The sequence below is a fragment of the Moraxella caviae genome (assembly GCF_002014985.1).
In the GTDB taxonomy this organism is placed as follows: Bacteria; Pseudomonadota; Gammaproteobacteria; order Pseudomonadales; family Moraxellaceae; genus Moraxella; species Moraxella caviae.
In genome coordinates, this window is record NZ_MUXU01000017.1 from 1 (window position 1) to 25258 (window position 25258).

A 25258-nucleotide genomic window follows, 5' to 3' on the forward strand; every position below is an offset into this window, starting at 1 on the left:
TTTGAAAATAGCCAAATTTTGTAAGTTTAAGCAAGTCAAAACCACGCCAGAGCGATTAAAAAGGCTTGGATAAAATCAGTTTTAAGTTGGGCGTAAGTTGTGCTTTTATGTTACAATACGCCAAATTTACCACAAATCATCAAACTTACGCCAACAGGCAAATTTATTAGTTGAAAATATGCACATTCCAAAACGACCCCAGCACATTCCAAAACGCCCGCAAGACGTCAAGCACGCCCCAAGAAAACGCTTTGGGCAGAATTTTTTGCACGATACCAGCGTTATCCGTCAGATTGTGGACGGCATTCGTCTGAATCGTACGGATAATTTGCTGGAAATTGGGCCGGGCTTGGGCGCACTGACTGAGCCTTTGCTTGCCGAAGTGGACGGCATGACGGTGATTGAGCTGGATCGGGATTTGGCAAGCCAGCTAAAAATCAACATTGGCGCAAACAGCCACCCTGATTTTACCATCATCAATGACAATGCCATGCACATTGATTATCGTGCGCTTGCCGAGCAAGTGGGTAAGGGTGCGTTTCGTGTGGTGGGTAATTTGCCTTATAACATTTCTACGCCGATTTTGTTCCGCCTGCTGGAATTTAGCGACGTCATTACCGATATGCATTTTATGCTACAAAAAGAAGTGGTGGATCGCATTACTGCTGCGCCTGCAACGAAGGAATACGGGCGTTTGTCGGTGATTATGCAGTATTTTTGTGAGACGGATTATCTTTTGACTGTGCCAAATGGTGCGTTTAATCCACCGCCAAAAGTTACCAGTGCGGTTTTTCGTTTGACGCCATTTGTCAATAAGCCGATTTGCGCCAAAGACGAAGCGGTGTTTGCGTTGGTGGTGCGTGAGGCGTTTAATCACCGCCGTAAGACGTTGCGCGCGATTTTTAAAAGTGTGGCGCTTTTACCGACGTTGGATGATGACGCATTTTTGCAAATCGGCATTGATCCGCAGGCACGCCCAGAGACGCTTGGCGTGGCGGATTTTGTGCGTTTGGCGGATTTGGCGGCAGCGCATAAGGCGAGTGCTTAAAGTTGCGATTTGGTTTGATTGATTGCTCATTGACATGAAACAAAAAGAAAAAGACAGTAAAACGTATCGTCATCAGTACATTATCGGGGATTTGCAGGGCTGTTTTGCGGCATTTTCTGCACTGCTTGCAAAGATTGAATTTGACGAGACCCAAGATAAGCTGTGGCTTGCTGGCGACATTGTGGCGCGCGGTGAGGATTCTTTGGCAACTTTGCGCGAGGTGAAGCGCTTATCTGATGTGGGCGCGCTGACAACTGTGCTTGGCAATCACGACATCACGCTGATTGCAGTGTGGCGTGGGGTGCTGCCTGCCAAGCCAAAAGATAAAACCGCTGAGATTTTTGCGGCAGAAGACTGCGATGAGCTGCTTAATTGGCTGCGCTGCCAGCCGCTTTTGGTGTATCCAGATGCGCATTCGGTGCTGACGCACGCAGGCATTCCACCGCATTGGACGACCAAAGACACCAAAAAATACGCCAAATTGTTACAATCTCATTTAAGCGGTGATTTAAAATCATTGGATAAATTACTGCCGCAACTGTACAGCAAAACTGCCGATGTGTGGCGTGATGATTTACGTGGCGCAACCAAACTTCGTGCCATTGCCAATTATCTGACGAGAATGCGTTTGTGTACGGCAGACGGGCAGCTGGAATTTTCATTTAAAGAAAGTTTGAGTGATAAAATGCCGAAGGATTTTCGTCCGTGGTTTTCGTGGGTTGTGCCACGCAAAAGACGGATTTTCTTTGGGCATTGGGCAGCATTAAAAGCGCAAGTCGCCACGCCATTCGTGCGTTCGCTGGACGGCGGCTGCGTGTGGGGCGGTGAGCTTGTGGCGTATCGCTTGGAAGATGGCGCGGTGATTAGTGTGTGAATTCGGGCGATTTGCCAAGTGCGGCTAGGCTAAAAGACTGGATTGGCATGGCTGAATATTAAGTAGACTGGGCTAAGTTTGGTTGATTAAAGAAGATTTAAGCAGCTAAAATCAGACAACCAACACAACAAATAATCCAGCCGTAAATGGCGCAAAACAAAACCCTTAAACATGACGTTTAAGGGTTTTTCATCAAGCGAAAAGGATTAATTAGCCTTTTAGTGCTTTGATGGCTTTATTCAAGCGGCTCTTATGACGAGCTGCTTTGTTTTTGTGAATGATGCCTTTGTCAGCCATGCGGTCAATCACAGGTACTGCTTTGGCGTAGGCTTCGGTCGCTAGCTCGTAAGATTTAGCTTCAACAGCTGATACCACACGCTTGATGTAGGTACGAACCATTGAACGTTGAGAAGCGTTGTGCGCACGACGTTTTACGTTTTGACGAGCGCGTTTGCGAGCTTGGGCTGAGTTTGCCATGTTTTTATCCTTAGAAAATACAACTTTACAGTAAAAAAGTGAAGTATGATGGTGTGGGCGAGATGATTTTGCAGCCAACAAATCATCATAGGCAAAAGCCAAAGACACGATTGCCCATGCCATCAGACGCTCAGCAATCACAACGCTGCAATCGCTTAAAGAGCGCCTAAGGAGGATTGGCGTATTTTACCTGTTTTGCGTGCGTTTGGCAAGTATTGGGCGTCAAAGTGCGTGGTTTTTGCGCAAAAAATTACAAAAAATCACAATTTAGCCATTGGCGAGCTGTAAAAATTTGGGGTGGTTTAGTTGGCTTTTAATGCAATTTGCCCAATTTTGATTGATTTTTAACTGGTTTTTGGCTAAATTTTACCGATTTTAGACGAATTTTAAATCACATTTCGCACTGGGCGCATGGTGGTGCGACACATCAGCTCATAGCCGATGGTGTTTGCGGTGCGTGCCACGTCATCAATGCTCAGCACAGCGTTTGCTTGTGCGCCCCATAAAATCACAGGCGCGTGCAGCAAGGCGGTTTTATCGTCAAATGCGCTCAAATCCACCGCCAGCATATCCATCGCCACACGTCCAATGATGGGCGCACGGTGGGCTGCGCCGTTCAGCACGACCAGCACTTCGCCGTTTTCCACCACTCTAGGGTAGCCATCGCCATAGCCTGCGCTGACAATGCCGATGAATGCTGACTTGTCGGCTTGCCATAGCGCGCCATAGCTGACAGATTCGCCTGCGTTAAGCTCATGCACCGCCATGATTTGTGCGCCAAATGTCATGACAGGGCGTAGATTTAGTGCGTGCGCTGAGCGGTTGGCAAAGGGGCTTGAGCCATACAGTGCAATGCCAGCACGCACCCAGTTGTGGTGCTGATTAGGAAAATTAAAAATGCCTGCCGAATTGCACAGTGAGCCTTGCACATCAGGGCTGACGGTTTGGCGCAGACTGTGCAAAAGTTCATCAAAACGTGCGATTTGCACAGCATTAAGTGCGTGTTCGTCATCGGCACACGCAAAATGGCTGGTTAGAATCAGACGATAGCCTGCTTGGTGCAGCTTTTGGGCGGCAATGGTGGCTTGTTCGGCGTCAAAGCCTAGGCGATTCATGCCTGTGTTGTATTTTAGCCAAACGGTGCGTGTATGGCTGTCTTGTGGTGGTAAATGCTGCAATGCCCAGTTAAGCTGAGCTTCACAATGAATCAGCGACATGAAATTTTGCGTGATGGTGTTTTGCCATTCGGTTTTGCTAAATACACCTTCAATCAGCACAATCGGCTGCGACAAACCGTGCGCTTGGCAGGCTTTTTTGACGTCCAATGCTTCATCAAAGCACGCCACGCCGAAGCCGTCCGCCTTGGCAAGCCCTGCGATGACATTTGCCACACCATGCCCGTAGGCGTTTGCTTTAACCATCGCTAAGACCTTGGCAGGCTTGGCATTGATGTGGGTTTGCTCGGTGATGATATTAAGATTGTGCGCTAGGGCGTTAGTGTCAATGGTGATGGTGGTATTGCGCATGGTGTTTTTAATTGTAATAAAATGGTGGTAAAAAATAAGCTAATTAAAGCCGTCAATCTGAGTGGTTAAAGTTTGCCAAGATAGACGTTGTAAAAATAATGGCTTTTAAGGTTTTAAAGTTTCTGTCAGCTTAGATTGTAGTTATTAAGAAAAACTAAATAAAATCGCCAAATATCATCAAAGATTTTTTGGTGTATTAACCGACGACTGATCGGTAAAATCCTTGGTTTGGCAAGAAAAATTCGTCCCTAAAATCCGTCAAAACCGCTTATTCTGGCTCGTAATCGTCAGGCATACCAGAGCTTTGAATCAGATTGACAAATCTTGTGTACTCGCCTTGGAACGACAAAGGCACCGTGCCAATCGGGCCGTTACGCTGCTTGCCGATGATGATTTCGGCAAAACCTTTGTTGTCGGCTTTGTCTTTGTTGTACACTTCATCACGATAAATGAACATAATCAAGTCCGCATCCTGTTCAATCGCACCAGATTCACGCAAATCAGACATCACAGGGCGTTTGTTTGGGCGGTTTTCTAGGCTGCGGTTGAGCTGCGACAGCGCAATCACAGGGCAGTCCATCTCCCTTGCCAAAGCCTTTAAGCTGCGGCTGATTTCGCCAATTTCACCCACACGGTTATTTTCCATGCCCGGCACTTTCATCAGCTGCAGATAGTCAATGATAATCATGCCAAGTCCGCCTTCGTGGTTCTTAGCAAGGCGACGGCAGGTGGAGCGCACTTCTGATGGCGGCAGGTTATTGCGCGCGTCCACATACAGGTGCGTGTTTTGCAGCGTGGTCATGGCGGTAGAAAAGCGCGCCCATTCGTTTTCGTCCATGTTGCCAGAGCGCAGGTTGGTTTGGTTGATTGCGCCAAACGATGAAATCAAACGCTGCACAATGCTTTCAGCAGGCATTTCCATAGAAAACACCACCACAGGCAAGCCCTTTAGCAGCGCGCTTTCGGCAAGATTCATGGCAAAAGTGGTCTTACCCATAGAAGGGCGCGCGGCAACGACCACCATATCGCCTTTTTGCAGGCCTTGGGTTTTGTTGTTCAGCTCGTCAAATGGCGTTTCAAGCCCAATCATCATGCCGTCATGGGCTTTAAGCTCTTGTAGGCGTTCCACCACGTTTTGTAGGATGTCAGGAATGTACTGCGCGCCTTGCTTGCCCACGCCGCTGGTGTAATTTTCATTGATGCGAAAAATGTCCGCTTCCACCGTGTCCAAAATGTCGCTCACGCTTTGCTCTTTTGGGTGGTAGGCGAGATTCAGCATGTTATTCGCCGCCTTGATGAGCTGACGATACACCGACAATTCACGCACACGCTCGGCATAAGAAACGATGTTAAAAAACGTGGCAGGGCTTTGGTTGATGGTGATGAGATACTCTTCGCCGCCTGCTTTTTCTAGTAAGTTTTGGCGAGTGAGCAATTCTGACACCATCAGCGCATCGTGCTTGTCATTGACTCTGGCAAGCTGGGTGATGGCACGAAAAATCAGCTTATGACGCTCGCCATAAAAATCTTCTTCTTTCACCACGCCATCTACTTTTTCATAGGATTCATCAATCCCCATCAAGGACGCCAAAAGCGCACGCTCAATGTCAATATTATGCGGCGGCGCAAGGTTCATCAGGCTGTCTTTGGCTTGGCTGGTGTTGCCTGCCGCCACGTTTTCTATGGCGTTTTGCACGGCTTTGAGTGCTTTGTCAGGATTGGGATTGGCAACGGTGTTCATGAGTGTAATTGGGTTTGTGTGTGGTTGGGAAGTTGATTGGTTTTGGCGAATTTATTGGCAGTTTGTTAAAATTAAAAGCAAATTTCCCACATTTTTTAGCCAAAATCATTCATTAAAAGTGAACGTCAAATCAGCCAAATCATCATCAAGTTGGTGTAATTGATGATAAATCAAACTGCGATTTAATCCTAAGAATTTTACCACAAATGCGCCGTAAATGCGCCAAAAATATGTGATAAAATGTACCAAAGCGTCTATCATTTTAAAACAAAACCCAAAAACCAAACGATTAAACGACAACCAAATTGGAAAAACTTATGCAAAATAAACCACTTGTCATCACCACAGGCGAACCTGCTGGCATTGGCATGGACATCGTGATTGATGTGCTTGCCAAACATCGCAGTGCCATCAGTACAGACTTGATTATTTTGGCGGACGCTCAGGCGTTTTTTGAGCGTTTTGAGTGCTTAAAGTCGCTGGATAAAACGCTGGTTTTGCCTGAAATTTTTGTATTGAAATTGAGCAAGCAAGCGTTTACTGAATTGTCTTGCAGTGATTTATTTGCCAATAAATCCGAGTGGGATAATTTTGTAGAAAAACTTAATAATAGTTTGCAAGAAAAGAGTGCCAATAATAGCAAGTTGATGCTGGTGGATGTGGCTTGTGCCGAAAAAGTTGTGGCGGGACAATTAAACACCGCCAACGCTAAAATGGTGGCAAATCAGCTGTATTTGGCGCACCGTTTGGCAAGTGCTGGCGTGGTAGCAGGCATTGTTACCGCGCCGCTACAAAAATCGGTGCTGATTGATGGTGGTGTTACGCTTGCTGATGGTGCGATGTTCAGCGGTCATACCGAGTATTTTATGCAGGCGGCTGGCTGCGATAAAGTGGTGATGATGCTTGCCAATGCTAAGATGCGCGTGGCGTTGGTAACGACGCATTTGCCCTTAAAAGACGTGGCGGCGGCGATTACGCCTGAAGCGGTGCGCCAAACGGTGCAGATTACGCATGACGCCTTGGTGCAGCAATTCGCCATTAAAAATCCGAAAATTTTGGTTTGCGGGCTTAATCCACACGCAGGCGAAGGCGGTCATTTGGGCGATGAAGAGCTGACCGTGATCAATCCTGTGCTGCAAACGCTCATTAACGATGGCATGGATATTTCGCTTGCCATGCCTGCCGACACGCTGTTTACTGATAAGTATTTACAAAGCGCAGACGCTGTAATTTCAATGTATCACGACCAAGGTTTGCCAGTGCTAAAATCACACGGTTTTGGCGATACGGTGAACATCACGCTGGGTTTGCCTTATGTGCGTACGTCTGTGGACCACGGCACGGCGCTGGATTTGGCAGGCATTGGGCGAGCAAGTAGTAGTAGCTTACTACAAGCAATCAGCGTGGCACTGCAGATGAACGGACAAGCAGATACTTAAAGCAAGATTTATTATTAAGTTTAACTAAATAATTAAAAACAGCAAATGATATTTCCGTTTGCTGTTTTTTTTAAGTATAAAATTTTACTGACGACTGCGCAAAGGCGCTATTTTAATGCCGTCACATCATCAAGCAGCTGCGCCAAAGCTGCGCCTGCGTTGTCGGTTTTCATGAATTGCTCACCGATTAAAAAGTGGTGAATGCCGCCATTTTGCATGGTGCGAATGTCGTGCGCATCGTTCAGACCGCTTTCGCTGACCACCAGCGCGTCCGCACCCAGCTCATCAAACAGCGTCTGACATAGGCGCAGGCTGTGCGCCAAATCCACCTTAAAAGTGTTCAAATCACGGTTGTTAATGCCGTAAATATTGTGGCTGGAGCGTGGCAGAGCAAGGGCGCGGCGCAGCTCATCTTCGGTGTGAATTTCAATCAAAACGCCCATGCCAAGCGAGATGGCAAGGGCGTGTAAGTGTGCCACCGTCTCATCATCAAGGCACGCCATGATGAGCAAAATGCAGTCCGCACCCAGAGCATAAGATTCATAAATGTGGTACTCATCTACCATAAAATCTTTGCGCAGCACAGGCAGGGCGCAGGCATTGCGAGCGGCTTGTAGATAGTCGTCCGCCCCTTGAAAATACTCACGGTCTGTCAATACTGACAGGCACGCTGCACCTGCGTTTTCATAGCCGATGGCGCTTGCCACAGGGTCAAAATTTTGGCAAATCACGCCTTTTGATGGCGATGCTTTTTTGATTTCGCTGATGATGCCAATGCTGTTATTGGCGGCTTTGGTGCGCAGTGCGTTGGCAAAACCGCGCGGTTTATCGCTGCGATTGGCGGCTTGCGCCTTGATGGCTTCTAGGCTGACGCTTTGTTTGGCGGCGGCGATTTCTTGGTGTTTGGTGGCGACAATGCGCTGTAAAATGCTTGGCGTACTCATGATTGATAGGTTTTAAATATGGGTTTTAATGTAAGTTTGCAATAATTGTATGCTTGACGTCAATGATTGTCCGCTATTATTTGCATTTGTGCTGATTATTAAGTTTTTCTTTATAAAATCACGCCACTCATAAAGACTGGGTGAATTGCACAAATTCGCCAAATTTCTCGTAGGCTTTACCAGAATTTAAGATGGCTTTGGCTTGCTGCACGCCATCGGCATGGCTTGACGCACGTCCTGCAACATAAATGGCAGCGCCTGCGTTTAGGGCGATGATGTCTTGCGCTTTTTGCAAGGTGGCTTTATCCACATTGATGTCAGGCTTGCCAAGTGCCGCCACAATCAACTCAAGGCTTTGCGCTGCCGAGCTAACCGCCAAGCCGTCCAAGGATTGCGCTTGTACGCCTAAGTCGGCAGGTGCGATGTCGTAGCTTGTGATTTGTCCTTTTTTCAATTCGGCAACGTGCGTAGGCGCAGCAAGGCTAAATTCGTCTAAGCCGTCCTGTGAGCAAATCACCATGGCTTGCTCACTGCCTAAATTTTGCAAAACTTTGGCAAGCGGTGCGCACAATTCTGGACGAAAAACGCCAATCACCGAGCGTTTTACGCCAGCAGGATTTGTTAGCGGGCCTAAAATATTAAAAATGGTGCGTGTTTTTAAGGCGCGGCGCACAGGAACAGCGTGGCGCATGGCGGTGTGGTGATTTGGCGCGAACAAAAAGCCCATGCCGCACGCTTTGATACATTCTGTAACTTGTGTGCCTGTCAAATTTAGACGAATGCCCGCTTGTTCAAGCAAGTCTGATGAGCCAGAACTGCTGGATACGCCACGCCCGCCATGCTTGGCGACAACCGCGCCTGCACTGGCAGCCACGAATGCTGAAGCGGTGGAGACGTTGAATAAATTTGCGCCATCGCCACCTGTGCCGACAATGTCTACCGTATTTTCAAGCGTTGGCAGAGTGATGGTGTCCGCCAATGAAAGCATGGCTTTGGCAGCGGCGGTGATTTCCGTTACGCTTTCGCCCTTCATACGCAGCGCGGCAAGCAGTGCGCCCAGCATGGCATCGCTGCATTTGCCTTGCATGATGATGAGCATGAGCTGATACATGGCTTGTTCGTCTAAATCTTTGCCATCTAAAATGGTGTTTAGCGCGCTGCTAAGTAGGGCGGAGATTTCGTCATCGCTGAGTGTTGAAATGTCGGCAGTGGTCATGAAAATCCTTGAAATTATTGTTAGTCGTGAATGTTGTTTTACTTGCTATTATGTAGAAATTCTTAAAAATACTTCTTACGGTGTGGTAAATTATATCGTGGCAATTTATCGTTTTGAGTGCAAAATTCACGCCTTTAAAGTGTGATTTTGGCGACATTAAGCCACTTCTGGTAAATGCTGATTGTCCAATTTCGCCAAGCCATAACGCAGTAAAAAGTTATTAAAAATCTGATAACCATGCTCGCTAAGAATGGATTCTGGGTGAAATTGCACGCCTTCAATCGGCAAGGTTTTGTGGCGCACGCCCATGATTTCTTGTACAGAACCATCGTCATTTTGCGTCCATGCGCTCACTTCTAGGCATTCAGGCAGGCAGGTTTTATCAATCACCAGCGAATGATAACGTGTCGCCATAAAAGGGCTTGGCAGTCCGCTAAACACGCCCACATCGTGATGATGCACAGGTGAGAGTCTGCCGTGCATCACTTCGCCAGCACGCACCACTTTGCCGCCAAACGCCTGCCCGATGGCTTGGTGTCCAAGGCACACGCCAAGCGTTGGGATTTCTTGGCTCAGTTCGGTTAAAATCGGTACGGTAACGCCTGCTTCGGTGGGGCTGCAAGGGCCGGGGCCAAGTACGATGGCTTTGGGATTTAGGGCTTTAATCTCTTCAATACTGGTTTCGTTGTTGCGCAGCACTTTGATGTCTTGTTGCAGTTCGCCAAAATATTGCACAATGTTATAAGTAAAACTACAAAAATTGTCAATCATTAGCAGCATGATTTTTTCCTTTAAATGTTGTATTTTTGTATTGTATCACCTTTGTGGCGTCTGTCAATTCAATAAAGCATGGCTAAATTGCCAAAATCCCTGAAAGCTACGTATGGGTGTGCGCTGGTTTAAAAGAGCAATGCAAAAGGAAAATCACGCCAAGTTGGCAAATGCTCTGTTTTTCTTGCTCGATTTTTGATAAAATGAAAGTTTATGCTTAAAATTTATCAAATTGACTGTTTTGTATTTATAGATAAGCGCACCATCAGTAAAAGATGGTGAACGGTGGGCGATGGTTTGGTGAATTTGGCGACAGATTTTTGGAGAGCGGTTTATGGATCATTCATCATTTTTAACAGGATTGCAAACGCCTTATTATTTGCTGGACGAGCAGGCGATCGTTGATAATTTGACACGCATTGACCGTCTGTGCCGACTGTCTGGCGCAAAGGCATTGCTTGCGCTTAAATGCTTTGCGACTTGGGGTGTGTTTGATGCCATGCGCCCTTATTTGCACGGCACAACGTCATCATCGCTGTTTGAAGTGCGCCTTGGTAAGGAAAAATTTGGCGGTGAAACGCACGCTTATAGTGTGGCGTATGCTGCGCACGAGATTGACGAAGCGCTAAGCTATGCTGATAAGATTATTTTTAATTCTTTCAATCAGTTACACGTATTTAAAGACAAAGCCAAAACAGCTGGCGTGCCTGTGGGTTTGCGCCTAAATCCAAACGTCAGCAATTCATCGTTCATCATTGCCGACCCAGCACGTCCGTTTAGTCGTCTTGGCGAGCATGACGTGGCAAAAATCCTAGACGTGTGCGATGACATCAGCGGCGTGATGATTCATTATAACTGCGAAAATGATGACTTTGCGGCGTTTAGCAAGACTTTGGACGACATCGAGACGAAATTTGCCGATGTGTTTGCCTGCTTAGAATGGGTGAGTTTGGGCGGTGGCATTCATTTTATTGGTGATGAGTATCCGTTGGAATCTTTGGCGCAGCGTCTTAAAGACTTTAGCGAGCGTCATGGCGTGCAGGTGTATCTTGAGCCGGGCGAGGCGGCAGTGCATAATGGCGCGGCGCTTGTAACTACAGTGCTTGACACGCTGCATAACGGCAAAAATTTGGCGGTGGTGGACGCATCTATTGAAGCGCATATGCTGGATTTGTTGATTTATCGTTCGCCTGCGCCTTTGGTGTCTATCAATCATCAAACGCTGAATTTAAGCGAAAATGTGAGTGATGGCAGCACCATCATTTATGGCAAATCATGCTTGGCGGGCGATATTTTTGGCGAATATCAGCTGGGCGCGCTAAAACAGCCGCTTGCCATTGGCGATCAAGTAGCGTTTGGCAATGCCGCCGCTTATACGATGGTCAAGAAAAACTGGTTTAATGGCGTGGATATGCCGTCCATCGTGATTAAAAAACTGGACGGCACCATCAGCATTCAGCGCACCTTTGATTATGATGATTATAAAGACAGCTTGTCTTAAATTTTAAATCGCATTTAAATTATAAAATAAACGCACTTAACTAAATCCAAAAACCCAAATAATAATCGCGCAAGGCGATGATGGAGGAAAGCAACGAATGACACACACACCAAAAAACGTTCTTATTGTTGGTGCTGGCGGCGTGGCGCAAGTGGTGGCGCACAAATGCGTGCAGCACGCGGATAAATTTGGCGGCATTCATCTTGCCAGTCGTACGCTGGATAAATGCCAAGCCATCATCGCAACGCTGGCACAAAAAAATCTGCCAAGCGACGCCATCACAGCGCACAGTGTGGACGCGCTGGACGTGGATGCGCTGGCTGAGTTGATTCGCAAGATTGACGCTAAGATCGTAATCAATGTGGGTTCGTCATTCATTAACATGAGCGTGATGGACGCGTGTATTGCCACAGGTGCGGCATATTTGGACACCGCCATTCACGAAGACCCGAACAAAGTGTGCGAAACCCCGCCTTGGTACGCCAATCACGAATGGCGCAAAAAAGACGCTTTTAAGGCGGCAAATACCACCGCCATTTTAGGAATCGGCTTTGATCCGGGTGTGGTGAATGCTTATGCCAGATTGGGTGTGGACGAGTTTTTTGACGTTGGCAGTGTAACGGACATTGACATCATTGACATCAATGCAGGTTCGCACGGACAATATTTCGCCACCAATTTCAACCCAGAAATCAATTTTCGTGAATTTACAGGCGTGGTGTATTCTTGGCAAAACAGCGCATGGCAAACCAATCAAATGTTTGAAATCAAGCGCACCGATGATTTGCCAGAAGTGGGCGTGCAGCACAGCTATCTGACGGGGCATGACGAGCTGCATTCTTTGTCAAAATTCCTTGACGTGCCAAATATCCGCTTTTGGATGGGCTTTGGCGATCATTACATCAATGTCTTTACCGTGCTAAAAAACTTAGGTCTATTATCCGAAAAGCCCGTAACGCTTGATGATGGCAGAGAAGTTGTGCCGCTAAAACTGGTGAAAGCGGTGCTGCCAGACCCAAGCTCGCTTGCGCCAAATTACACAGGCAAAACGTGCATTGGCAATAAAATGCGTGGTAAAAAAGACGGTAAACCCAGCGAGATTTTCGTTTATAATGTCGTGGATCATAAGGCGGCTCATGAAGAAGTCGGCTCGCAGGGCATTTCTTATACCGCAGGCGTGCCAGCAGTGGCAGCGGCGATTTTGATTGCTGATGGCGTGTGGGACGTAGGCATAATGGTAAACGTAGAAGAGCTTGACCCTAAGCCTTTGATTAACCTAATGAATACGATGGGACTGACCACACGCATTCAAGATGACAACGGCGATCGCTTGCTGGAATTTAGCTAAGCGATTGAAAATACAAGTATGCTAATTCGTAAATTATTCAAATTTGAAAATGCGCACATTGTGCGTAATTGCACGTCCGATCGTTGCAGTCGCTCAATTCATGGGCATAGCTATGAAGTGGAGTTGATTTTAGAAGCGCACCGCCTTGATAATGGGCAGATGGTGTATGATTTTGGCTTGCTAAAATCGCACATCAAAGAGCTGATTGACAGCTTTGATCATGCCATCACCTTTTGGGATAAGGACGACAAAGACTACATCGCAGCGTGCAAGGCGTTTAGCGCACGCTGGGTGAGTTTGCCGGTGTCGCCATCGGCAGAGCAATTTAGCCGTGTGATTTTTTGTTGGGCGGACGCACTGCTCAAAAACACCGTCATGCAAAATGGCGAAGATGGCGTGCGTGTGCATTCGGTCATCGTCCATGAGACCGCCACAGGCTATGCGCAGTGCTTTTTAGAAGACGTACAAAATCCGCAGATGGGCGAGCTTCGGCTGACGGATTTTGAGTTCAGCGAGCAAGTGCGTACCGAGTGGAGCGATTCTTTGATGTTTGATAAGCTCATCAATGGCGAAGCAATCATCAATCCTAAGCCGCAGCGTCAAGTGGCGTTGTGATTAGTCTTGTAGTTTTAATGTATAAAAAGCCATGAATACCGCCAATTCGCAAGCCTTTCAACTCACTTTGCGCCTAAAAAACGAAGCCGACACTCAAAGATTTGCAGAGGCGTTGGCTGCACTAAATCCAGCGGGCAGTCTGTGGCTGTCTGGTGATTTGGGCGCAGGCAAGACGACATTCACACGCTATTTTTTGCGTGCGCTTGGGCATGATGGCGCGGTAAAAAGTCCGACTTATACATTGGTTGAGCCGTATCGCTTGGCCACGCCATTTGGTGAAAAACCTGTCTATCATGCGGATTTGTATCGCTTGCAAGACCCAGAAGAGCTTGAATTTATTGGCTTTTTTGAGTATTTTGATGAGCCAAATGCGCTGGTTATCATTGAATGGGCGAGCCGTGCGCTTGATGTGCTGCCAAAGCCTGATTGGCAGATTGACATTCTTAAGCAGGGCGATGAAGCACGCAGCGTTATGCTGACTTGTCATGATGGCAATCAGCAGTCGTTGCAAACGCTGACGCAAACACTGACACAGACGCTTGCAGAATTGATGTGATGGATTTGGTGTCGTTGTATTTACATCTTGCAGCGTTTAAAATTTACGATACTTAAAAACTTTCAGCACTTAAATTTTTAGCAAATTCATCTTAAAACCCATCTTGCCAATAAATCCATCTTATCATTTAACACCCATCTATCACACCATAAAATCCCATGAATCATCTGCCACATTATGCCAAACTGCCTGATAATGCCGTGCTGTCGCTGATTGCGCCAACCGCCAGCGGTAAGACGGATTTGGCGTGTCGGCTGTATGACACAGGGCGTTTTGAGCTGATTTCGGTGGACAGTGCGCTGATTTATCGTGCGATGGACATCGGCACCGCCAAACCAAGCTGTGATGAGCTGGTGCGCTATCCGCATCATTTGGTGGACATCATCAGTCCTGAAGACAGCTACAGCGTGGCGCAGTTTACCCAAGATGTGTCAAGATTGATTGGCGAGATTCACGGACGTGGCAAAATTCCGCTGCTGGTCGGTGGTACGATGATGTATTATTTGGCGCTGTTTGAAGGTTTATCCGCCGTGCCAGACAGCGATAAAACGGTGCGAGAGCAGGTGGCGAAGTGGCGGAGTGAAGCGGGCATGGGCGAGCTGTATGCGTTTTTACAAGACAAAGACCCTGTGATTTGCAAGCGTCTGACCGTGAGCGACACGCAGCGCATCACACGCGCGGTGGAAGTGTATTTGCAGACAGGCAAGCCGATGTCTTGGTGGCAAAACACCCCAAAAACTGCCTTGGCGCACAGCCCAAATCAAACGTGGCTGGCAGCGTCCGTCATGCCTGACAGGGCGTGGCTGCACGAGCGCATTGATCGGCGGCTTATCATGATGTGGCAGGCGGGATTTTTGGCGGAAGTGGTGGCTTTGCTTACCGATTATGCGCTTAATCCTGATATGCCGTCTTTGCGCTGCGTGGGTTATCGGCAGGCGGTGGAATTTTTGGCGACGGTTAATCACCCAGTCATGCAGCGCACCGATGCCTTGGCGAAATTTACCGATGGCGTGCAGCAGATGCTTAGTGGTGATGAGCGTGATTTTTTTGCTGCGCATTACGCACAAGTGCAAGCGGTGATTGATAATCCTAATGAATTTTTACGCTTGGCGGATTTGCCTGTGAGTCGTCATAAGGTTGCCAGCCCACTACAAATCGCTTGCCAAACGCTCAAAAACCGCGCGCTATACGCCACAAGACAGCTTGCCAAACGCCAGTACACTTGGCAGCGCAGCCTTGCAAAACTTGACAAGGCGTCTGACGGCGCAGCAAATTTACGCATTGTGGCGTATGGCGATGTACAGACTTTGGTACGGCAGCTTTTGGGTGAGCAAGGTATTTAAGAAAGTTTGTCGCTAAAATGCGTAACGATTGGTAAAAATTTAGCAAAAAAATGCAATAAAAAGTGATTTTTTCATTGACAACGTCAAATGGGGCGGTTAAGATAAATCATTATACCAAGTAATGATTTAATGATAAGTTGTCTTAAAGTTGGCGGTCAGATGGCTGGCGATTTATAAAAAGAACCAATAGGCTTGGTTGATAATACAACAATTAAAATCAAAATTTAAGCAACAAACCGAGCAAGCATCGGTGCGACATTCAGCGGTCAGTTGCCGCTTTTGGAGAAATTATGTCAAAAGGACAAAGCCTACAAGACCCTTTTTTGAACGCTTTGCGTAAAGATCGTATTCCTGTGTCTATTTTTTTGGTGAACGGCATAAAGTTGCAGGGGCAGATTGAGTCGTTTGATCAATATGTGGTATTGCTAAAAAATACCGTCAGTCAAATGGTGTATAAGCACGCCATTTCTACCGTTGTGCCGACCAGAAATCCACGCACCGAAGGCACAGGTACGCAGCCTGCTGGCGCAAATTATCCAAACCCACCACTGGGCGGTCAGGGCGGTTTTGCGCAAGGTGCTTTGGGCGGGCAAGGTCTACAAGGCATGGGTGCGCAAAATATGAGCGGACAAGGTGCGCTTGGTGGGCAGTCTTTTGATCGTGGTTTTGGCGCGCAAAGACCTGCTGGCGGTTTTACACGCACGCCACCGAATGACAATTTTGGCGCAAATCGTGGCTTTGAGCGTGGCAGCTATCCGCAAAACGGCTTTGGCAATACAGGCTTTGAGCGTGGATTTGACCGCTCTGGCTACGAAGAGCGTGGCTTTGATGGTAAAAACTTTGAAAAAAGCGAGCAGCGAACTTTTGACCGCTCTGCTTTTAATGACAAAGGTTTTGATGTCAAATTCGGTAAAGATGACGACTATCAAGGCTGATTGTGATTTAAATTGATGAATGTAAATAACCATCAATCATAGCAAAATCAAACCAAAACCCATGTAGCGCATGGGTTTTGTCGTATTTAGTGGGAAGTGTTATGCTGTTTGGGTGCTTGGTGGATTTGTAGAAAAATTTACCAAATATACACCAAAAACAACGTCAAATTAAGATAAATGTGCTATGATAACAAGCTAAAGTTGGTAAAACTGCGTCAAGATAAAAGCTGCAGTTAGCCAAAACGTTTATAACAAATCAGCCAACAAATCAGCACGCAACAACCTTAAGTATAATAACCATGAAAACCGACATCGCACAGTCTACCATCAATTATAACACCAATTTTATTGACGATGCCAAGCAGGCGATTCGCACCGAACAGCACGCTTTGGACGTTTTGATTGGCGAGCTGGACGCGCGTTTTACTAAGGCGTGTGAGACGATTTTGCGCTGCCAAGGGCGTGTGGTGATTACAGGCATGGGTAAGTCTGGGCATATTGGGCGTAAGATTGCCGCCACGTTTGCGTCCACAGGCACGCCGTCTTTTTTTATGCATCCGGGTGAAGCTGGGCATGGCGATTTGGGCATGCTGGTGGCAGGCGATGTGCTGATTGCCATTTCCAATTCTGGCGAGTCGGACGAGATTCGTACGCTGATTCCTGTGGTGAAGCAGCTTGAAATTCCGCTTATTAGTATCAGCCGTGATAAGCGTGGTTTCTTGCCGCAAGCTGCCGACATTGCATTGACGCTTGGTAAGTCTGAAGAAGCCTGTCCACTAGGACTTGCGCCAACGTCCAGCACCACTGCCACATTGGCACTGGGCGATGCGTTGGCGGTGGCACTTTTACACGCGCGCGGCTTTACCAGCAATGACTTTGCGCTGTCGCATCCAGCAGGCGCGTTGGGGCGTAAGCTGCTCACACGTGTTCAAGATTTGATGCACACCAGCAATTTGCCAACCGTGCATGAAGCGGTGGCACTGGGTGATGCGCTGTTTGCCATGACCAGCGGACGGCTTGGACTTGCGGTGGTAGTGGACGATGACGAGCGTGTGGTGGGGATTTTCACCGATGGCGATTTACGCCGCAAACTTTCGCAGCGCACCGACCTTGATACACCGATTGGCGAGCTGATGACACGCACGCCAAAATTCACCACGGCTGATATGCGTGCGTCTGATGCTTTGTCTTTAATGAATGAAAACAGCATTGGGCAATTATTGGTGCTAGAATCTGATAAGTTGATTGGCGTCATCAGCATTCATGATTTGCTGCAAGCTGGCGTAAGCTGAATTTAAAAAGCACATTCAAAATTTAAAATTTTAATAAAATCAAAAAGTTAAAAGGTTACATTATGAGTACCGCCTTGTACGAAAAAGCCAAAAAAATTCGCTTATTTGCCATGGACGTGGACGGCATTTTATCAGATGGTAAAATCATTTATAATTCGTATGACGTTGAAACCAAAGCCTTTTATGTGCAAGATGGCGTGGGCTTAAAGGCACTGCAAGACGCTGGCGTGGTGCTTGCCATCATCACAGGGCGCACATCACCGATGGTGGAACGCCGTGCGCGTGAGCTTGGTATTCATCATGTGGTGCAAGGCAGGGACGATAAATTCGTTGCGCTGTCGGCATTGGCGGACGAGCTGGGGCTTTTGCTTGACGAGTGCGCTTATATGGGCGATGATTTGCCAGATTTAAAGGCGGTGCGTGAAGCAGGGCTTGGCGTGAGTGTGCCAAATGGCTGCAGCGAAACGCGTGCGGTGGCGGATTTTGTAACCGAGCGCACAGGTGGTAATGGCGCAGTGCGTGAAGCGTGCGAGCTTGTGCTAAAAGCTAAAGGCTGCTACGATGATTTTATCGCCAAATTCCTATAAAATGCACAAGCTGGGCAAGATTTGCCGAAGCGTGGCGGATTTGCAAGGCGTAAGAGTATTGATTGATTGCGATGAATATTAAGATTTTAAGCATTCTTGGGGCGATGGCGCTGGCTGCAGGCGTGTGGTTTTTTTATAAAGAAGACGTGGAAGTTGCACCAACCGTGCCTGCCAAGCCTGAAGTCAGCTATGAAGTCAGCGAAATCAAGGCGGTGCAGACCAGTGCTGAAACTGGCGAGACTGAATACACGCTGACGGCTGATTCGCTGGTGCAGACGCACTCAGGCGAAGATGAGATGGTGAACGCTGCGATGACGTGGACGCCGCCAGAAGGCGAGACTTATCACATCAGTGCTAAGCGTGCCAAACTTGACCAAGAAACGGGCGATTTACAGCTTGCTGATGGCGCGGTTTTGACCAGAAAAGCGACGCAAAATAAGCCAGAACTTGTCATCACAGGCGATGTGTTTGTGGGCAATACTAAAGCGCGCACGGTGCATAGCGATTCGCCAGTGATGGTGATGCAAGGCGAAGATCGCTTTAGTGCGCAGCGTTTTTCTGCTGATTTGCAGTCGGGCGAGTATGAATTTTATCAGATTGAAATTTTGTATAACGCCGCCGAACGCAAGGACAAGCCGCTGTTTTAAAGGTTTGAATAGCAGTGGTTTAAATAGCAAAATGGGCAGGATTTCCCAAGCGGTTTTGATTTTCATATTGTGTGATTTTTATTATTTTTAGTATTTTTGAGTATCCATGATGGCAAAGATTTTTTCAAACAAACTGGCGATGGTGGTGTATGGCGTGCTTGCTTTTGGGGTGATGACAGCGAACGCACTGCCTTCTGATTCTAAGCAGCCGATTCGCTTGCTGGCAGATAAGGCGACTTATGTGGAGCGCACAGGCGTAACTACTTATTCGGGCAATGTTACGGTGGAGCAAGGCACGCTAAAAATCGCCGCCGACAACATCACGCTAAATCTTGATAATAATCGCAGCATCAAAAATGCCGTAGCGACAGGGCGACCTGCAACCATGCAGCAAGTTGTTACTAAGGAAAAAGGCTTGGCAAAAGGGCAGGCGAATCGCATTGATTATGACACCACGACAGGCATCATCACGCTGACAGGCAACGCCAAATTAACCCAAGCTGGCGCAAGTTTTTCTGGTAACGTCATTCGCTACAGCCTAAGCAAGGGCGATGTGGAAGCCAATGCAGGCGGCGGTCAGCGTGTGGAGCTGATTTTCCCACCGAGCGAAAGCGGCAGTTTGCGTGGGGTGCGCTGATGGCAAACACGCTATCCATGCGGCATTTGGGCAAGCGTTACGGTCAGCGTTGGGTGGTAAAAGACGTATCGTTTGAAGTAAACCAAGGGCAAGTGGTGGGTATTTTGGGCCCGAATGGCGCAGGCAAAACGACCAGTTTTTATATGGTGATTGGGCTTGTGCCGATGGATCGTGGGCAGGTGCTGCTTGGCGAGCAGGATTTGTCCAAAAAAGCCATGCACGAGCGCGCCGCCAAAGGCATCGGCTATTTGCCACAAGAAGCGTCCATTTTTCGTAAGCTCACCATTGAAGAAAATATCTTATCCATTTTGCAAACACGCAAGGATTTGAATAAATCTGAGCAGCAAGCGGAGCTAGAAAAGCTGATTGGCGAGTTTCATCTGGGACATGTGCGTGCGTCTTTAGGCATGAGCGTGTCTGGTGGTGAGCGCCGCCGCTGTGAAATCGCACGCGCTTTGGCGAGTAATCCAAAGTATATCTTGCTCGATGAGCCGTTTGCTGGCGTTGATCCCATTTCGGTGGGCGACATCAAAGACGTCATCACAGCACTCAAGGCGCGCGGCATTGGCGTGCTGATCACCGACCACAACGTGCGAGAAACGCTGTCCATCTGCGAAAAAGCCTACATCGTGTCTGAAGGCGCAATCATCGCTGAAGGCTCACCCGATGAAATCTTGGCAAATGAGCTGGTGCAAAATGTGTACTTGGGCAAGGATTTTAGTGTGTAGTGGTGTTTGGTTTGTTTGAGTTTTTTGCGTTGTGATAGCAAAATCGATTTAAAAAATTTCCGCCTTTTGGGGCGGATTTTTTATGGCTATTTTAAAATTGTTGGCTGGTTACATAGGGAAATTGTGTGGTATTTGTGTGTTTTAAAGGGCTTATTTTGCTGTGTCAAAAAGCGTTTAGCGGTCAAAAAGCGTTTTATCAATGGCAATTACTGCCCACGTTACGCCTTGATACTCTGGGTCGTTTTGCAAGACTTCAAGTGGCGTGGTTGTAAATTCAAAAGGCATATTCAAATCAAGCATGGTTTTGATGTGGCTGATCACCACCGATTGTGTTCATTCAAAAGTTCGTCAAGCGACTCGCCAAAACCGTAGCAGCCCGGTACATCAGGCACGACGCTGCCATAATTTGCCATACCTTCATCCTTGGTGATGGCGATTGGAAGGTGCAGCATCTTTGTTTTGGTTGTAAGGTTTGTATCCAGCGTTTGAGTGTTTAAAGAATGATTAGCCTGCGCCAAGCATTCAAGGCAAAACTGCACAGCATAAGGGGCTTTTTGGTAGCTTTGACTGTCTGTAAAAGTAAGATATGAGCGCATAGCTCTGTTGCCAACGCCGCAAAGTTTGGCGATTTGGTTTTGCGACAACCCTGTAATAGCAACCAGTTCGCGCAAATAATCAGGGTCTGGGTTGTAGTGAGTTTGGGCGTTTGGTTTCATAAAATTTTTGAAAAGTTCTTGCGCAAGGATTGAGGTTTATTTAAAAATCCATTGTACCAAGATGAATAATACATTGATGGCAGCAGCAATGCTGGCGGAAATAATAATTATCCTAGGATAGCAGCCGGTTTCTTGTTGTGGTTTAACCGTCTTAGCCCTTAGTTTTTCAACATCAGTTTTGGTATGCTTAAATAGCGTCATTTTATTCTTTAAATGGTGTTGTGTGTTACTGTTTGGGCGTTTGCTTGATGCTGTCTGCTTATTATAGGTGATGTATTTGTGGTTGTTAAGTGTGAATGTTAATAAAGTGTGGGCTAGTTTTGTTAATGAGTGCGATGTATTTAATATTGTGTTTTGGTGCTGGTTAAGGGGTGGGTGATAGTATGGCGATTATCGTTAAGGCATGGTTGTTAAGGTATGGCTTGCTACTCAAGACAGCGCATTTCAAGATAGGGTGCTTGGCAAAACCCAAGCCGAACTATTCAGAAATGGCGGCTTGACACCAAAAGACTTTGCTAATTTGCAGCTGGATAAGAATTTTAGACCGCTGACACTGGCAGAGATTAAAAAGATTGAGCCTTTGGGGTTTGACAAAGCATTTAAAACCGCCAAACCAATTTCAGATGCAACATTCGCTGAAAGTTTACGCATGGCGCAAATGACGGCAAATAGTACAAATAAAGCGCAGTCCATGAGCTTTAGAAAACGTAATGCGCTTGGTCAAAAATGGGTGGTTGCCAACATATCTAAAAATGTGCAGCAAACACTGGGCGCAAAAACAGGCGAAGTATGGCTGTCTGATGACACGCTTATGAAAATGGTTGTTCATCATCCAGAACAAGCAAATATGACGCTGTTTTCATCGGTGCAAAGGATTTTAGATGGCGCAACTAAGGTTGTTAAGAAAGATGATTTAAATGTGGTTTATTTTAGCCAGCAAGGCAAAAACTACATTGTAGTAGTCAAGGCAACCAAGGACAGAAAGGAATTGTATTTGACGACGATTTATCAGGCGGACGAAAAAGAGTTTTACAGGCAAATAAAAAAAGCCACTCAGTAAGGCTCCCGTGTGCAGTCTAGGCTACACCACTTACACGCGCTCATTGCAAGGCAAAGGCTACGGCTGGGAGATTATCACCGTGTTTTGAGTGGCTCTTTGCAATATTAAGATAAATTGGGGAAAAAGTCAAATGCGCCATAAAAAAGAGATGAAAAATGAACACAACCACAATTTTTCGCACAATCGCCCAAAGAATTTCACAGTTGGCGGATTTTGACCCTAAGCAGTGGACAACCGCCAACCAAAATTACACACCGCCACACGGGCTGGTATTGGCACTTAATGGTTTTCATAAAACTTCAAACCATAAGCGTACCGCTGTTCAAAACTTGAAATTGTCTTAAAATAAACAAAGCATGAACAATACACAAACAGGCGTGAAATATACGCTTGATGATTATCCAGCGCTTAGGGATTTTTGTAAAATCATCAAGTCATTTGATAGGGGTGAATGCCTGCCAAAGTATCACTCATGCTTTCTTCGGCAAGTTTTAACCCATGAGTGGCTTGTAAATTTAGCCAAGTCTGTGCATCGTCTTGGCAAGTGCGTTGGCACTCATATTAAGCGGTACAAGATACTCTTCACGCAAGATTTCGCCCGGATGAACAGGGCGCATACCATTTTTAAACATAATTTGCTCCTTAATGATAATCCACAATTTCTACATCGTGCGCACCATTTTCCCATACAAAGCAAATGCGGTATTGGTCGTTAATGCGGATGCTGTACTGTCCTTCACGGTCGCCAATCAGTTTTTCTAGGCGATTGGCAGGCGGTACACGCAGTGCGTCTAGCAAAGACACGCCTGATATTTATCCAACACTTCGGGTTTTTATGAATTATGAGCCTGCCATAGCCTAATCGCTTCAGCAACCAACTGATTTTGCGGGATATTGTGCGCCTTTGACAAACTTTCAAGCAAGGCAATATCATCAATGTGCATTTTTAAGCCTTTGGTTTTAAAACCGCGTTTGATGTCGCTGTCTTTTTGGATTTGGGTGGGTGTTTTTGCCATTTATTTACTCCTTGAGCCCTAGCAGACTACCACCGATACGGTGGCAGCCGTTGTGTTAATTATGCTTGACTTAACTGCTAGATTTAAGTAAGATAATCAACACAAGGACAATTGCGATTTGTGCTAGACGTTTTATCGCTGTTCTCTTTCTGCTGGTGGTTAGTGTTAAGTAGCTTGGTTGTTGGCGCAACCTTGCTACCGCCTCCAAGGCGATACCGCTTTGCCTTGTTGGTATATATTGTAAGCTAACCAACGAAAAAAAGCCAAGAACTTAAGCCGTAAAGGTGTAGAGTTCTTGGCTTTTTTATGCCTTTTGTCAAGTGCTGATAGATAAAATTCAAACCAAAGCTCAGCTATTACAGCTAAATTTAACTTATCGAAAATCCGTAGACATGACTTACCTTGACTTTCATTCAATAAAAATTTACTATAATTAAATACACACCATGGGAAGCAAACATGACAGACAGGCTTGATGAATTGCTAAAACGCCAGTTTGCCCGTGATGCCGCCCGTAATAACAGCGAGCACCAAAAACGCCGCCAAGAAACCAGAGCAGAATTTGACCGAGCGCAGCGCATTTCGGATGAAATAAAACAAATCATTGACGAAATGGAACAAATGGAGCGCAACCGCCCAAGTGCTGCTGATACCCTTGCCAATGCCTTTATTAGTGCGTGGTCAATGTTGGCATTTGTCTTTTTTGGTTTTGGTTTAGTTGTCATTGGTATTTTGTTGTTGCATTTTATCGGTTTGATTTAATCGTTTTTGTTGATGCTCATGCTCATGTTGCTACAAATTTTTGAAGGGCTTGGTGAATTCCTTACTTGGCTTATTTATTTGTTTTTTGCCTTGGCGTTCTTGGTGATTGCTGGGGTTGTGCTTTATGCGGTAGCAACGGTTTTGTGGAGTGGTTAAACTCGCCGCTTCTGTCATTTTTTATCATTTTTGCGCTCATCTTTACCTAAGTCGCTTATCAAAAAAGCCTAAGCCTTTGCCAGCTTAGGCTTTATTTTCAGCTTTCATGACGCACGATGGTAAGTTCGTGCCAATCCATTATCTGGGGCAAATTACTTTAGCTATATTAAAACATTCGCTTGCATTGCATTGATGGCGTATAATATGCACTTTTAGGCTTGAATTGCACCACGCTTACTGTTGCAACAAGCCAAAATATGCAACAATACGCACTAATACGACACCATGACAGAATCACAAAAACCCCTTAAAAATCAACACATTCTACTAAAACCTTTATACATCAAAGGCTTAAGAATTGAAAATAGATTGTGGGTTGCGCCTATGGCGGGTGTTACCGACAATCCTTTTCGCAGGCTTGCAAAATCCTTTGGTGCAGGCCATGCTGTCAGCGAGATGATTATTGCTGATACCGCGCTGTACGCACGCCAAAAGTCTTTGTATCGTGCCAATTTTGACGGGGAAATTGCGCCAATTTCAGCGCAGATTGCTGGCGCAGAGCCTGATAAGCTGGCTCAGGCGGCACAATTTCAAGTGGCGAATGGTGCGGCGATTGTGGATATTAACATGGGCTGTCCTGTCAAAAAAGTGTGCCGTAAGTTGGCAGGCTCAGCATTGTTACAAAACGAAGCGCTGGTGCAAGAGCTTTTAGAAATGACCGTGTCTGCGGTGGACGTGCCAGTAACTCTAAAAACACGACTGGGCTATGAAAACGGCAAAGAAAACATCGTGCGCATTGCCCAAATCGCCCAAGACGCTGGCATCGCCGCCATTGCCATTCATGGACGCACCAGAGAAGATAAATATCTGGGCGAAGCACGCTATGAACTTATCAAAGAAGTTAAGCAAAACTTAACAATACCCGTCATTGTCAATGGCGATATTGACAGCCCGCAAAAGGCCAAATGGGTGCAAGAATACACGGGTGCGGATGCGGTGATGATTGGACGGGCAGCGCAAGGCAAACCATGGATTTTTCGGGACATTAAGCATTATTTGCAGACGGGCGAGATTTTACCAGAGCCTGATTTGCCTGAGCTTAAGCAAATTGTACTTGCGCATTTGGACGAATTATACCGCTTTTATGGCGAGTATTCTGGTTGCCGTATTGCACGCAAACACATTGCATGGTACACAGGTGGCTTGGCAAATTCTAATGCCTTTCGTGAAGCCATGTACCAAGAAGAAACAACCGCAGGTCAATACCGTGCAGTAGAGAAATTTTTAAGCAATGCTTAAATAAAGGGGCTGTCCTAGATAATG

30 protein-coding genes are annotated in these 25258 nt (G+C 46.6%); 18 read left to right on the forward strand and 12 right to left on the reverse strand.

Translation table 11 applies throughout. From position 1 onward, the window contains the following. Positions 1-178 precede the first annotated feature (178 nt). Positions 179-1048 (forward strand): 16S rRNA (adenine(1518)-N(6)/adenine(1519)-N(6))-dimethyltransferase RsmA, encoded by an 870-nt coding sequence (rsmA, locus tag B0181_RS01970; protein WP_078275817.1) that lies wholly within the window; start codon positions 179-181, stop codon positions 1046-1048. A 34-nt stretch (positions 1049-1082) separates the two neighbouring features. After that, positions 1083-1922 (forward strand): symmetrical bis(5'-nucleosyl)-tetraphosphatase, encoded by an 840-nt coding sequence (locus B0181_RS01975; protein ID WP_078275855.1) that lies wholly within the window; start codon positions 1083-1085, stop codon positions 1920-1922. Between the two features lie 210 nt (positions 1923-2132). Here B0181_RS01975 and rpsT read toward each other — a convergent pair whose 3' ends face one another. The 3 genes from rpsT to dnaB all read right to left on the reverse strand — a co-directional run bounded on the left by rpsT (position 2133) and on the right by dnaB (position 5561). Beyond that, complete coding sequence (rpsT, locus tag B0181_RS01980) at positions 2133-2399, reverse strand: 30S ribosomal protein S20 (protein ID WP_078275856.1); 267 nt, start codon at positions 2397-2399, stop codon at positions 2133-2135. Positions 2400-2785: 386 nt separating this feature from the next. Further along, positions 2786-3925, reverse strand: coding sequence for an alanine racemase (gene alr, locus B0181_RS01985; protein WP_078275818.1), 1140 nt, complete (start codon positions 3923-3925; stop codon positions 2786-2788). Between the two features lie 268 nt (positions 3926-4193). Then, on the reverse strand, positions 4194-5561 hold the full coding sequence (gene dnaB / locus B0181_RS01990) for a replicative DNA helicase (RefSeq protein WP_242620092.1): 1368 nt from the start codon (positions 5559-5561) through the stop codon (positions 4194-4196). Between the two features lie 422 nt (positions 5562-5983). On the opposite strand from dnaB, the gene pdxA reads away from it, so the two are divergent. Beyond that, positions 5984-7105 (forward strand): 4-hydroxythreonine-4-phosphate dehydrogenase PdxA, encoded by a 1122-nt coding sequence (pdxA, locus tag B0181_RS01995; RefSeq protein ID WP_078275820.1) that lies wholly within the window; start codon positions 5984-5986, stop codon positions 7103-7105. Between the two features lie 107 nt (positions 7106-7212). On the opposite strand, the gene trpC is transcribed toward pdxA, so the two are convergent. The 3 genes from trpC to B0181_RS02010 form a co-directional block, all read right to left on the reverse strand. Beyond that, positions 7213-8049: an indole-3-glycerol phosphate synthase TrpC gene (trpC, locus tag B0181_RS02000; RefSeq protein WP_078275821.1), complete on the reverse strand. Its 837-nt coding sequence runs from the start codon at positions 8047-8049 to the stop codon at positions 7213-7215. Between the two features lie 127 nt (positions 8050-8176). Next, the gene (gene trpD / locus B0181_RS02005; RefSeq protein WP_078275822.1) at positions 8177-9265 is read right to left on the reverse strand and encodes an anthranilate phosphoribosyltransferase; all 1089 of its coding nucleotides are present in this window, start codon (positions 9263-9265) and stop codon (positions 8177-8179) included. 156 nt (positions 9266-9421) lie between these two features. Next, positions 9422-10045, reverse strand: a complete 624-nt coding sequence (locus B0181_RS02010; RefSeq protein ID WP_078275823.1) for an aminodeoxychorismate/anthranilate synthase component II — start codon at positions 10043-10045, stop codon at positions 9422-9424. A gap of 325 nt (positions 10046-10370) precedes the next feature. Here B0181_RS02010 and B0181_RS02015 point away from each other — a divergent pair, with 325 nt between their 5' ends. The 11 genes from B0181_RS02015 to lptB all read left to right on the forward strand — a co-directional run bounded on the left by B0181_RS02015 (position 10371) and on the right by lptB (position 20225). Beyond that, on the forward strand, positions 10371-11537 hold the full coding sequence (locus B0181_RS02015; protein WP_078275824.1) for a carboxynorspermidine decarboxylase: 1167 nt from the start codon (positions 10371-10373) through the stop codon (positions 11535-11537). Positions 11538-11634: 97 nt separating this feature from the next. Continuing rightward, entirely contained in the window at positions 11635-12885 is a 1251-nt protein-coding gene (locus tag B0181_RS02020) for a saccharopine dehydrogenase family protein (protein WP_078275825.1), read from the forward strand. A gap of 18 nt (positions 12886-12903) precedes the next feature. Then, on the forward strand, positions 12904-13500 hold the full coding sequence (locus B0181_RS02025; RefSeq protein ID WP_078275826.1) for a 6-pyruvoyl trahydropterin synthase family protein: 597 nt from the start codon (positions 12904-12906) through the stop codon (positions 13498-13500). Between the two features lie 31 nt (positions 13501-13531). Continuing rightward, a complete protein-coding gene (gene tsaE, locus B0181_RS02030) occupies positions 13532-14056 on the forward strand; it encodes a tRNA (adenosine(37)-N6)-threonylcarbamoyltransferase complex ATPase subunit type 1 TsaE (protein ID WP_078275827.1) in 525 nt (174 codons plus the stop codon). Positions 14057-14214: 158 nt separating this feature from the next. Next, entirely contained in the window at positions 14215-15399 is a 1185-nt protein-coding gene (gene miaA, locus B0181_RS02035) for a tRNA (adenosine(37)-N6)-dimethylallyltransferase MiaA (RefSeq protein WP_078275828.1), read from the forward strand. A 290-nt stretch (positions 15400-15689) separates the two neighbouring features. Continuing rightward, positions 15690-16334 carry an RNA chaperone Hfq gene (hfq, locus tag B0181_RS02040; protein WP_078275829.1) on the forward strand — a complete coding sequence of 215 codons (645 nt, stop codon included), beginning with the start codon at positions 15690-15692 and terminating at the stop codon, positions 16332-16334. A 299-nt stretch (positions 16335-16633) separates the two neighbouring features. After that, positions 16634-17626: a KpsF/GutQ family sugar-phosphate isomerase gene (locus tag B0181_RS02045; RefSeq protein ID WP_078275830.1), complete on the forward strand. Its 993-nt coding sequence runs from the start codon at positions 16634-16636 to the stop codon at positions 17624-17626. A gap of 62 nt (positions 17627-17688) precedes the next feature. Continuing rightward, positions 17689-18213: a KdsC family phosphatase gene (locus B0181_RS02050; RefSeq protein ID WP_078275831.1), complete on the forward strand. Its 525-nt coding sequence runs from the start codon at positions 17689-17691 to the stop codon at positions 18211-18213. A gap of 71 nt (positions 18214-18284) precedes the next feature. Beyond that, on the forward strand, positions 18285-18860 hold the full coding sequence (lptC, locus tag B0181_RS02055) for an LPS export ABC transporter periplasmic protein LptC (RefSeq protein WP_078275832.1): 576 nt from the start codon (positions 18285-18287) through the stop codon (positions 18858-18860). A 139-nt stretch (positions 18861-18999) separates the two neighbouring features. Next, positions 19000-19497, forward strand: coding sequence for a lipopolysaccharide transport periplasmic protein LptA (lptA, locus tag B0181_RS02060; RefSeq protein ID WP_078275857.1), 498 nt, complete (start codon positions 19000-19002; stop codon positions 19495-19497). Then, positions 19497-20225: an LPS export ABC transporter ATP-binding protein gene (gene lptB / locus B0181_RS02065; RefSeq protein ID WP_078275833.1), complete on the forward strand. Its 729-nt coding sequence runs from the start codon at positions 19497-19499 to the stop codon at positions 20223-20225. The genes lptA and lptB overlap by 1 nt, the downstream gene beginning before the upstream one ends. A 174-nt stretch (positions 20226-20399) precedes the next feature. On the opposite strand, the gene B0181_RS12420 is transcribed toward lptB, so the two are convergent. Genes B0181_RS12420 through B0181_RS12020 form a run of 3 tightly spaced genes read right to left on the reverse strand, consistent with a single transcriptional unit; the run spans position 20400 to position 21142 of the window. Continuing rightward, entirely contained in the window at positions 20400-20510 is a 111-nt protein-coding gene (locus B0181_RS12420) for a type II toxin-antitoxin system HicB family antitoxin (protein ID WP_282956006.1), read from the reverse strand. A gap of 32 nt (positions 20511-20542) precedes the next feature. Beyond that, on the reverse strand, positions 20543-20941 hold the full coding sequence (locus B0181_RS12425; protein ID WP_115338181.1) for a type II toxin-antitoxin system HicB family antitoxin: 399 nt from the start codon (positions 20939-20941) through the stop codon (positions 20543-20545). 36 nt (positions 20942-20977) lie between these two features. Beyond that, entirely contained in the window at positions 20978-21142 is a 165-nt protein-coding gene (locus B0181_RS12020) for a hypothetical protein (RefSeq protein WP_158078920.1), read from the reverse strand. A 202-nt stretch (positions 21143-21344) separates the two neighbouring features. Here B0181_RS12020 and B0181_RS02075 point away from each other — a divergent pair, with 202 nt between their 5' ends. Together B0181_RS02075 and B0181_RS02080 are read left to right on the forward strand one after the other, a co-directional pair. Next, entirely contained in the window at positions 21345-22001 is a 657-nt protein-coding gene (locus B0181_RS02075) for a PBECR3 domain-containing polyvalent protein (RefSeq protein WP_078275834.1), read from the forward strand. Positions 22002-22156: 155 nt separating this feature from the next. Then, a complete protein-coding gene (locus B0181_RS02080; RefSeq protein WP_078275835.1) occupies positions 22157-22345 on the forward strand; it encodes a hypothetical protein in 189 nt (62 codons plus the stop codon). A 171-nt stretch (positions 22346-22516) separates the two neighbouring features. Here B0181_RS02080 and B0181_RS12515 read toward each other — a convergent pair whose 3' ends face one another. From B0181_RS12515 to B0181_RS02095, 3 genes are read right to left on the reverse strand one after another with little or no spacing between them, the layout of a single operon-like run. After that, a complete protein-coding gene (locus tag B0181_RS12515; RefSeq protein ID WP_484196960.1) occupies positions 22517-22633 on the reverse strand; it encodes a helix-turn-helix domain-containing protein in 117 nt (38 codons plus the stop codon). A gap of 10 nt (positions 22634-22643) precedes the next feature. Next, positions 22644-22805, reverse strand: coding sequence for a type II toxin-antitoxin system RelE/ParE family toxin (locus B0181_RS02090; protein ID WP_278044936.1), 162 nt, complete (start codon positions 22803-22805; stop codon positions 22644-22646). 29 nt (positions 22806-22834) lie between these two features. After that, complete coding sequence (locus B0181_RS02095; protein WP_078275837.1) at positions 22835-23017, reverse strand: hypothetical protein; 183 nt, start codon at positions 23015-23017, stop codon at positions 22835-22837. Between the two features lie 459 nt (positions 23018-23476). Between B0181_RS02095 and B0181_RS02100 the strand changes: the two genes are divergently transcribed. After that, positions 23477-23779 carry a hypothetical protein gene (locus tag B0181_RS02100; protein WP_078275838.1) on the forward strand — a complete coding sequence of 101 codons (303 nt, stop codon included), beginning with the start codon at positions 23477-23479 and terminating at the stop codon, positions 23777-23779. A gap of 441 nt (positions 23780-24220) precedes the next feature. After that, complete coding sequence (dusB, locus tag B0181_RS02105) at positions 24221-25234, forward strand: tRNA dihydrouridine synthase DusB (RefSeq protein ID WP_078275839.1); 1014 nt, start codon at positions 24221-24223, stop codon at positions 25232-25234. The last annotated feature ends 24 nt before the right edge of the window (positions 25235-25258 follow it).

What these genes read in the sequence shown, in the direction of transcription:
- rsmA (WP_078275817.1), top strand. Translation starts at nt 179, where the DNA reads ATGCACATTCCAAAACGACCCCAGCACATTCCAAAACGCCCGCAAGAC.
- B0181_RS01975 (WP_078275855.1), top strand. Translation starts at nt 1,083, where the DNA reads ATGAAACAAAAAGAAAAAGACAGTAAAACGTATCGTCATCAGTACATT.
- rpsT (WP_078275856.1), bottom strand. Translation starts at nt 2,399, where the DNA reads ATGGCAAACTCAGCCCAAGCTCGCAAACGCGCTCGTCAAAACGTAAAA.
- alr (WP_078275818.1), bottom strand. Translation starts at nt 3,925, where the DNA reads ATGCGCAATACCACCATCACCATTGACACTAACGCCCTAGCGCACAAT.
- dnaB (WP_242620092.1), bottom strand. Translation starts at nt 5,561, where the DNA reads ATGAACCTTGCGCCGCCGCATAATATTGACATTGAGCGTGCGCTTTTG.
- pdxA (WP_078275820.1), top strand. Translation starts at nt 5,984, where the DNA reads ATGCAAAATAAACCACTTGTCATCACCACAGGCGAACCTGCTGGCATT.
- trpC (WP_078275821.1), bottom strand. Translation starts at nt 8,049, where the DNA reads ATGAGTACGCCAAGCATTTTACAGCGCATTGTCGCCACCAAACACCAA.
- trpD (WP_078275822.1), bottom strand. Translation starts at nt 9,265, where the DNA reads ATGACCACTGCCGACATTTCAACACTCAGCGATGACGAAATCTCCGCC.
- B0181_RS02010 (WP_078275823.1), bottom strand. Translation starts at nt 10,045, where the DNA reads ATGCTGCTAATGATTGACAATTTTTGTAGTTTTACTTATAACATTGTG.
- B0181_RS02015 (WP_078275824.1), top strand. Translation starts at nt 10,371, where the DNA reads ATGGATCATTCATCATTTTTAACAGGATTGCAAACGCCTTATTATTTG.
- B0181_RS02020 (WP_078275825.1), top strand. Translation starts at nt 11,635, where the DNA reads ATGACACACACACCAAAAAACGTTCTTATTGTTGGTGCTGGCGGCGTG.
- B0181_RS02025 (WP_078275826.1), top strand. Translation starts at nt 12,904, where the DNA reads ATGCTAATTCGTAAATTATTCAAATTTGAAAATGCGCACATTGTGCGT.
- tsaE (WP_078275827.1), top strand. Translation starts at nt 13,532, where the DNA reads ATGAATACCGCCAATTCGCAAGCCTTTCAACTCACTTTGCGCCTAAAA.
- miaA (WP_078275828.1), top strand. Translation starts at nt 14,215, where the DNA reads ATGAATCATCTGCCACATTATGCCAAACTGCCTGATAATGCCGTGCTG.
- hfq (WP_078275829.1), top strand. Translation starts at nt 15,690, where the DNA reads ATGTCAAAAGGACAAAGCCTACAAGACCCTTTTTTGAACGCTTTGCGT.
- B0181_RS02045 (WP_078275830.1), top strand. Translation starts at nt 16,634, where the DNA reads ATGAAAACCGACATCGCACAGTCTACCATCAATTATAACACCAATTTT.
- B0181_RS02050 (WP_078275831.1), top strand. Translation starts at nt 17,689, where the DNA reads ATGAGTACCGCCTTGTACGAAAAAGCCAAAAAAATTCGCTTATTTGCC.
- lptC (WP_078275832.1), top strand. Translation starts at nt 18,285, where the DNA reads ATGAATATTAAGATTTTAAGCATTCTTGGGGCGATGGCGCTGGCTGCA.
- lptA (WP_078275857.1), top strand. Translation starts at nt 19,000, where the DNA reads ATGGTGGTGTATGGCGTGCTTGCTTTTGGGGTGATGACAGCGAACGCA.
- lptB (WP_078275833.1), top strand. Translation starts at nt 19,497, where the DNA reads ATGGCAAACACGCTATCCATGCGGCATTTGGGCAAGCGTTACGGTCAG.
- B0181_RS12420 (WP_282956006.1), bottom strand. Translation starts at nt 20,510, where the DNA reads ATGCCTTTTGAATTTACAACCACGCCACTTGAAGTCTTGCAAAACGAC.
- B0181_RS12425 (WP_115338181.1), bottom strand. Translation starts at nt 20,941, where the DNA reads ATGAAACCAAACGCCCAAACTCACTACAACCCAGACCCTGATTATTTG.
- B0181_RS12020 (WP_158078920.1), bottom strand. Translation starts at nt 21,142, where the DNA reads ATGACGCTATTTAAGCATACCAAAACTGATGTTGAAAAACTAAGGGCT.
- B0181_RS02075 (WP_078275834.1), top strand. Translation starts at nt 21,345, where the DNA reads ATGGTTGTTAAGGTATGGCTTGCTACTCAAGACAGCGCATTTCAAGAT.
- B0181_RS02080 (WP_078275835.1), top strand. Translation starts at nt 22,157, where the DNA reads ATGAACACAACCACAATTTTTCGCACAATCGCCCAAAGAATTTCACAG.
- B0181_RS12515 (WP_484196960.1), bottom strand. Translation starts at nt 22,633, where the DNA reads ATGTTTAAAAATGGTATGCGCCCTGTTCATCCGGGCGAAATCTTGCGT.
- B0181_RS02095 (WP_078275837.1), bottom strand. Translation starts at nt 23,017, where the DNA reads ATGGCAAAAACACCCACCCAAATCCAAAAAGACAGCGACATCAAACGC.
- B0181_RS02100 (WP_078275838.1), top strand. Translation starts at nt 23,477, where the DNA reads ATGACAGACAGGCTTGATGAATTGCTAAAACGCCAGTTTGCCCGTGAT.
- dusB (WP_078275839.1), top strand. Translation starts at nt 24,221, where the DNA reads ATGACAGAATCACAAAAACCCCTTAAAAATCAACACATTCTACTAAAA.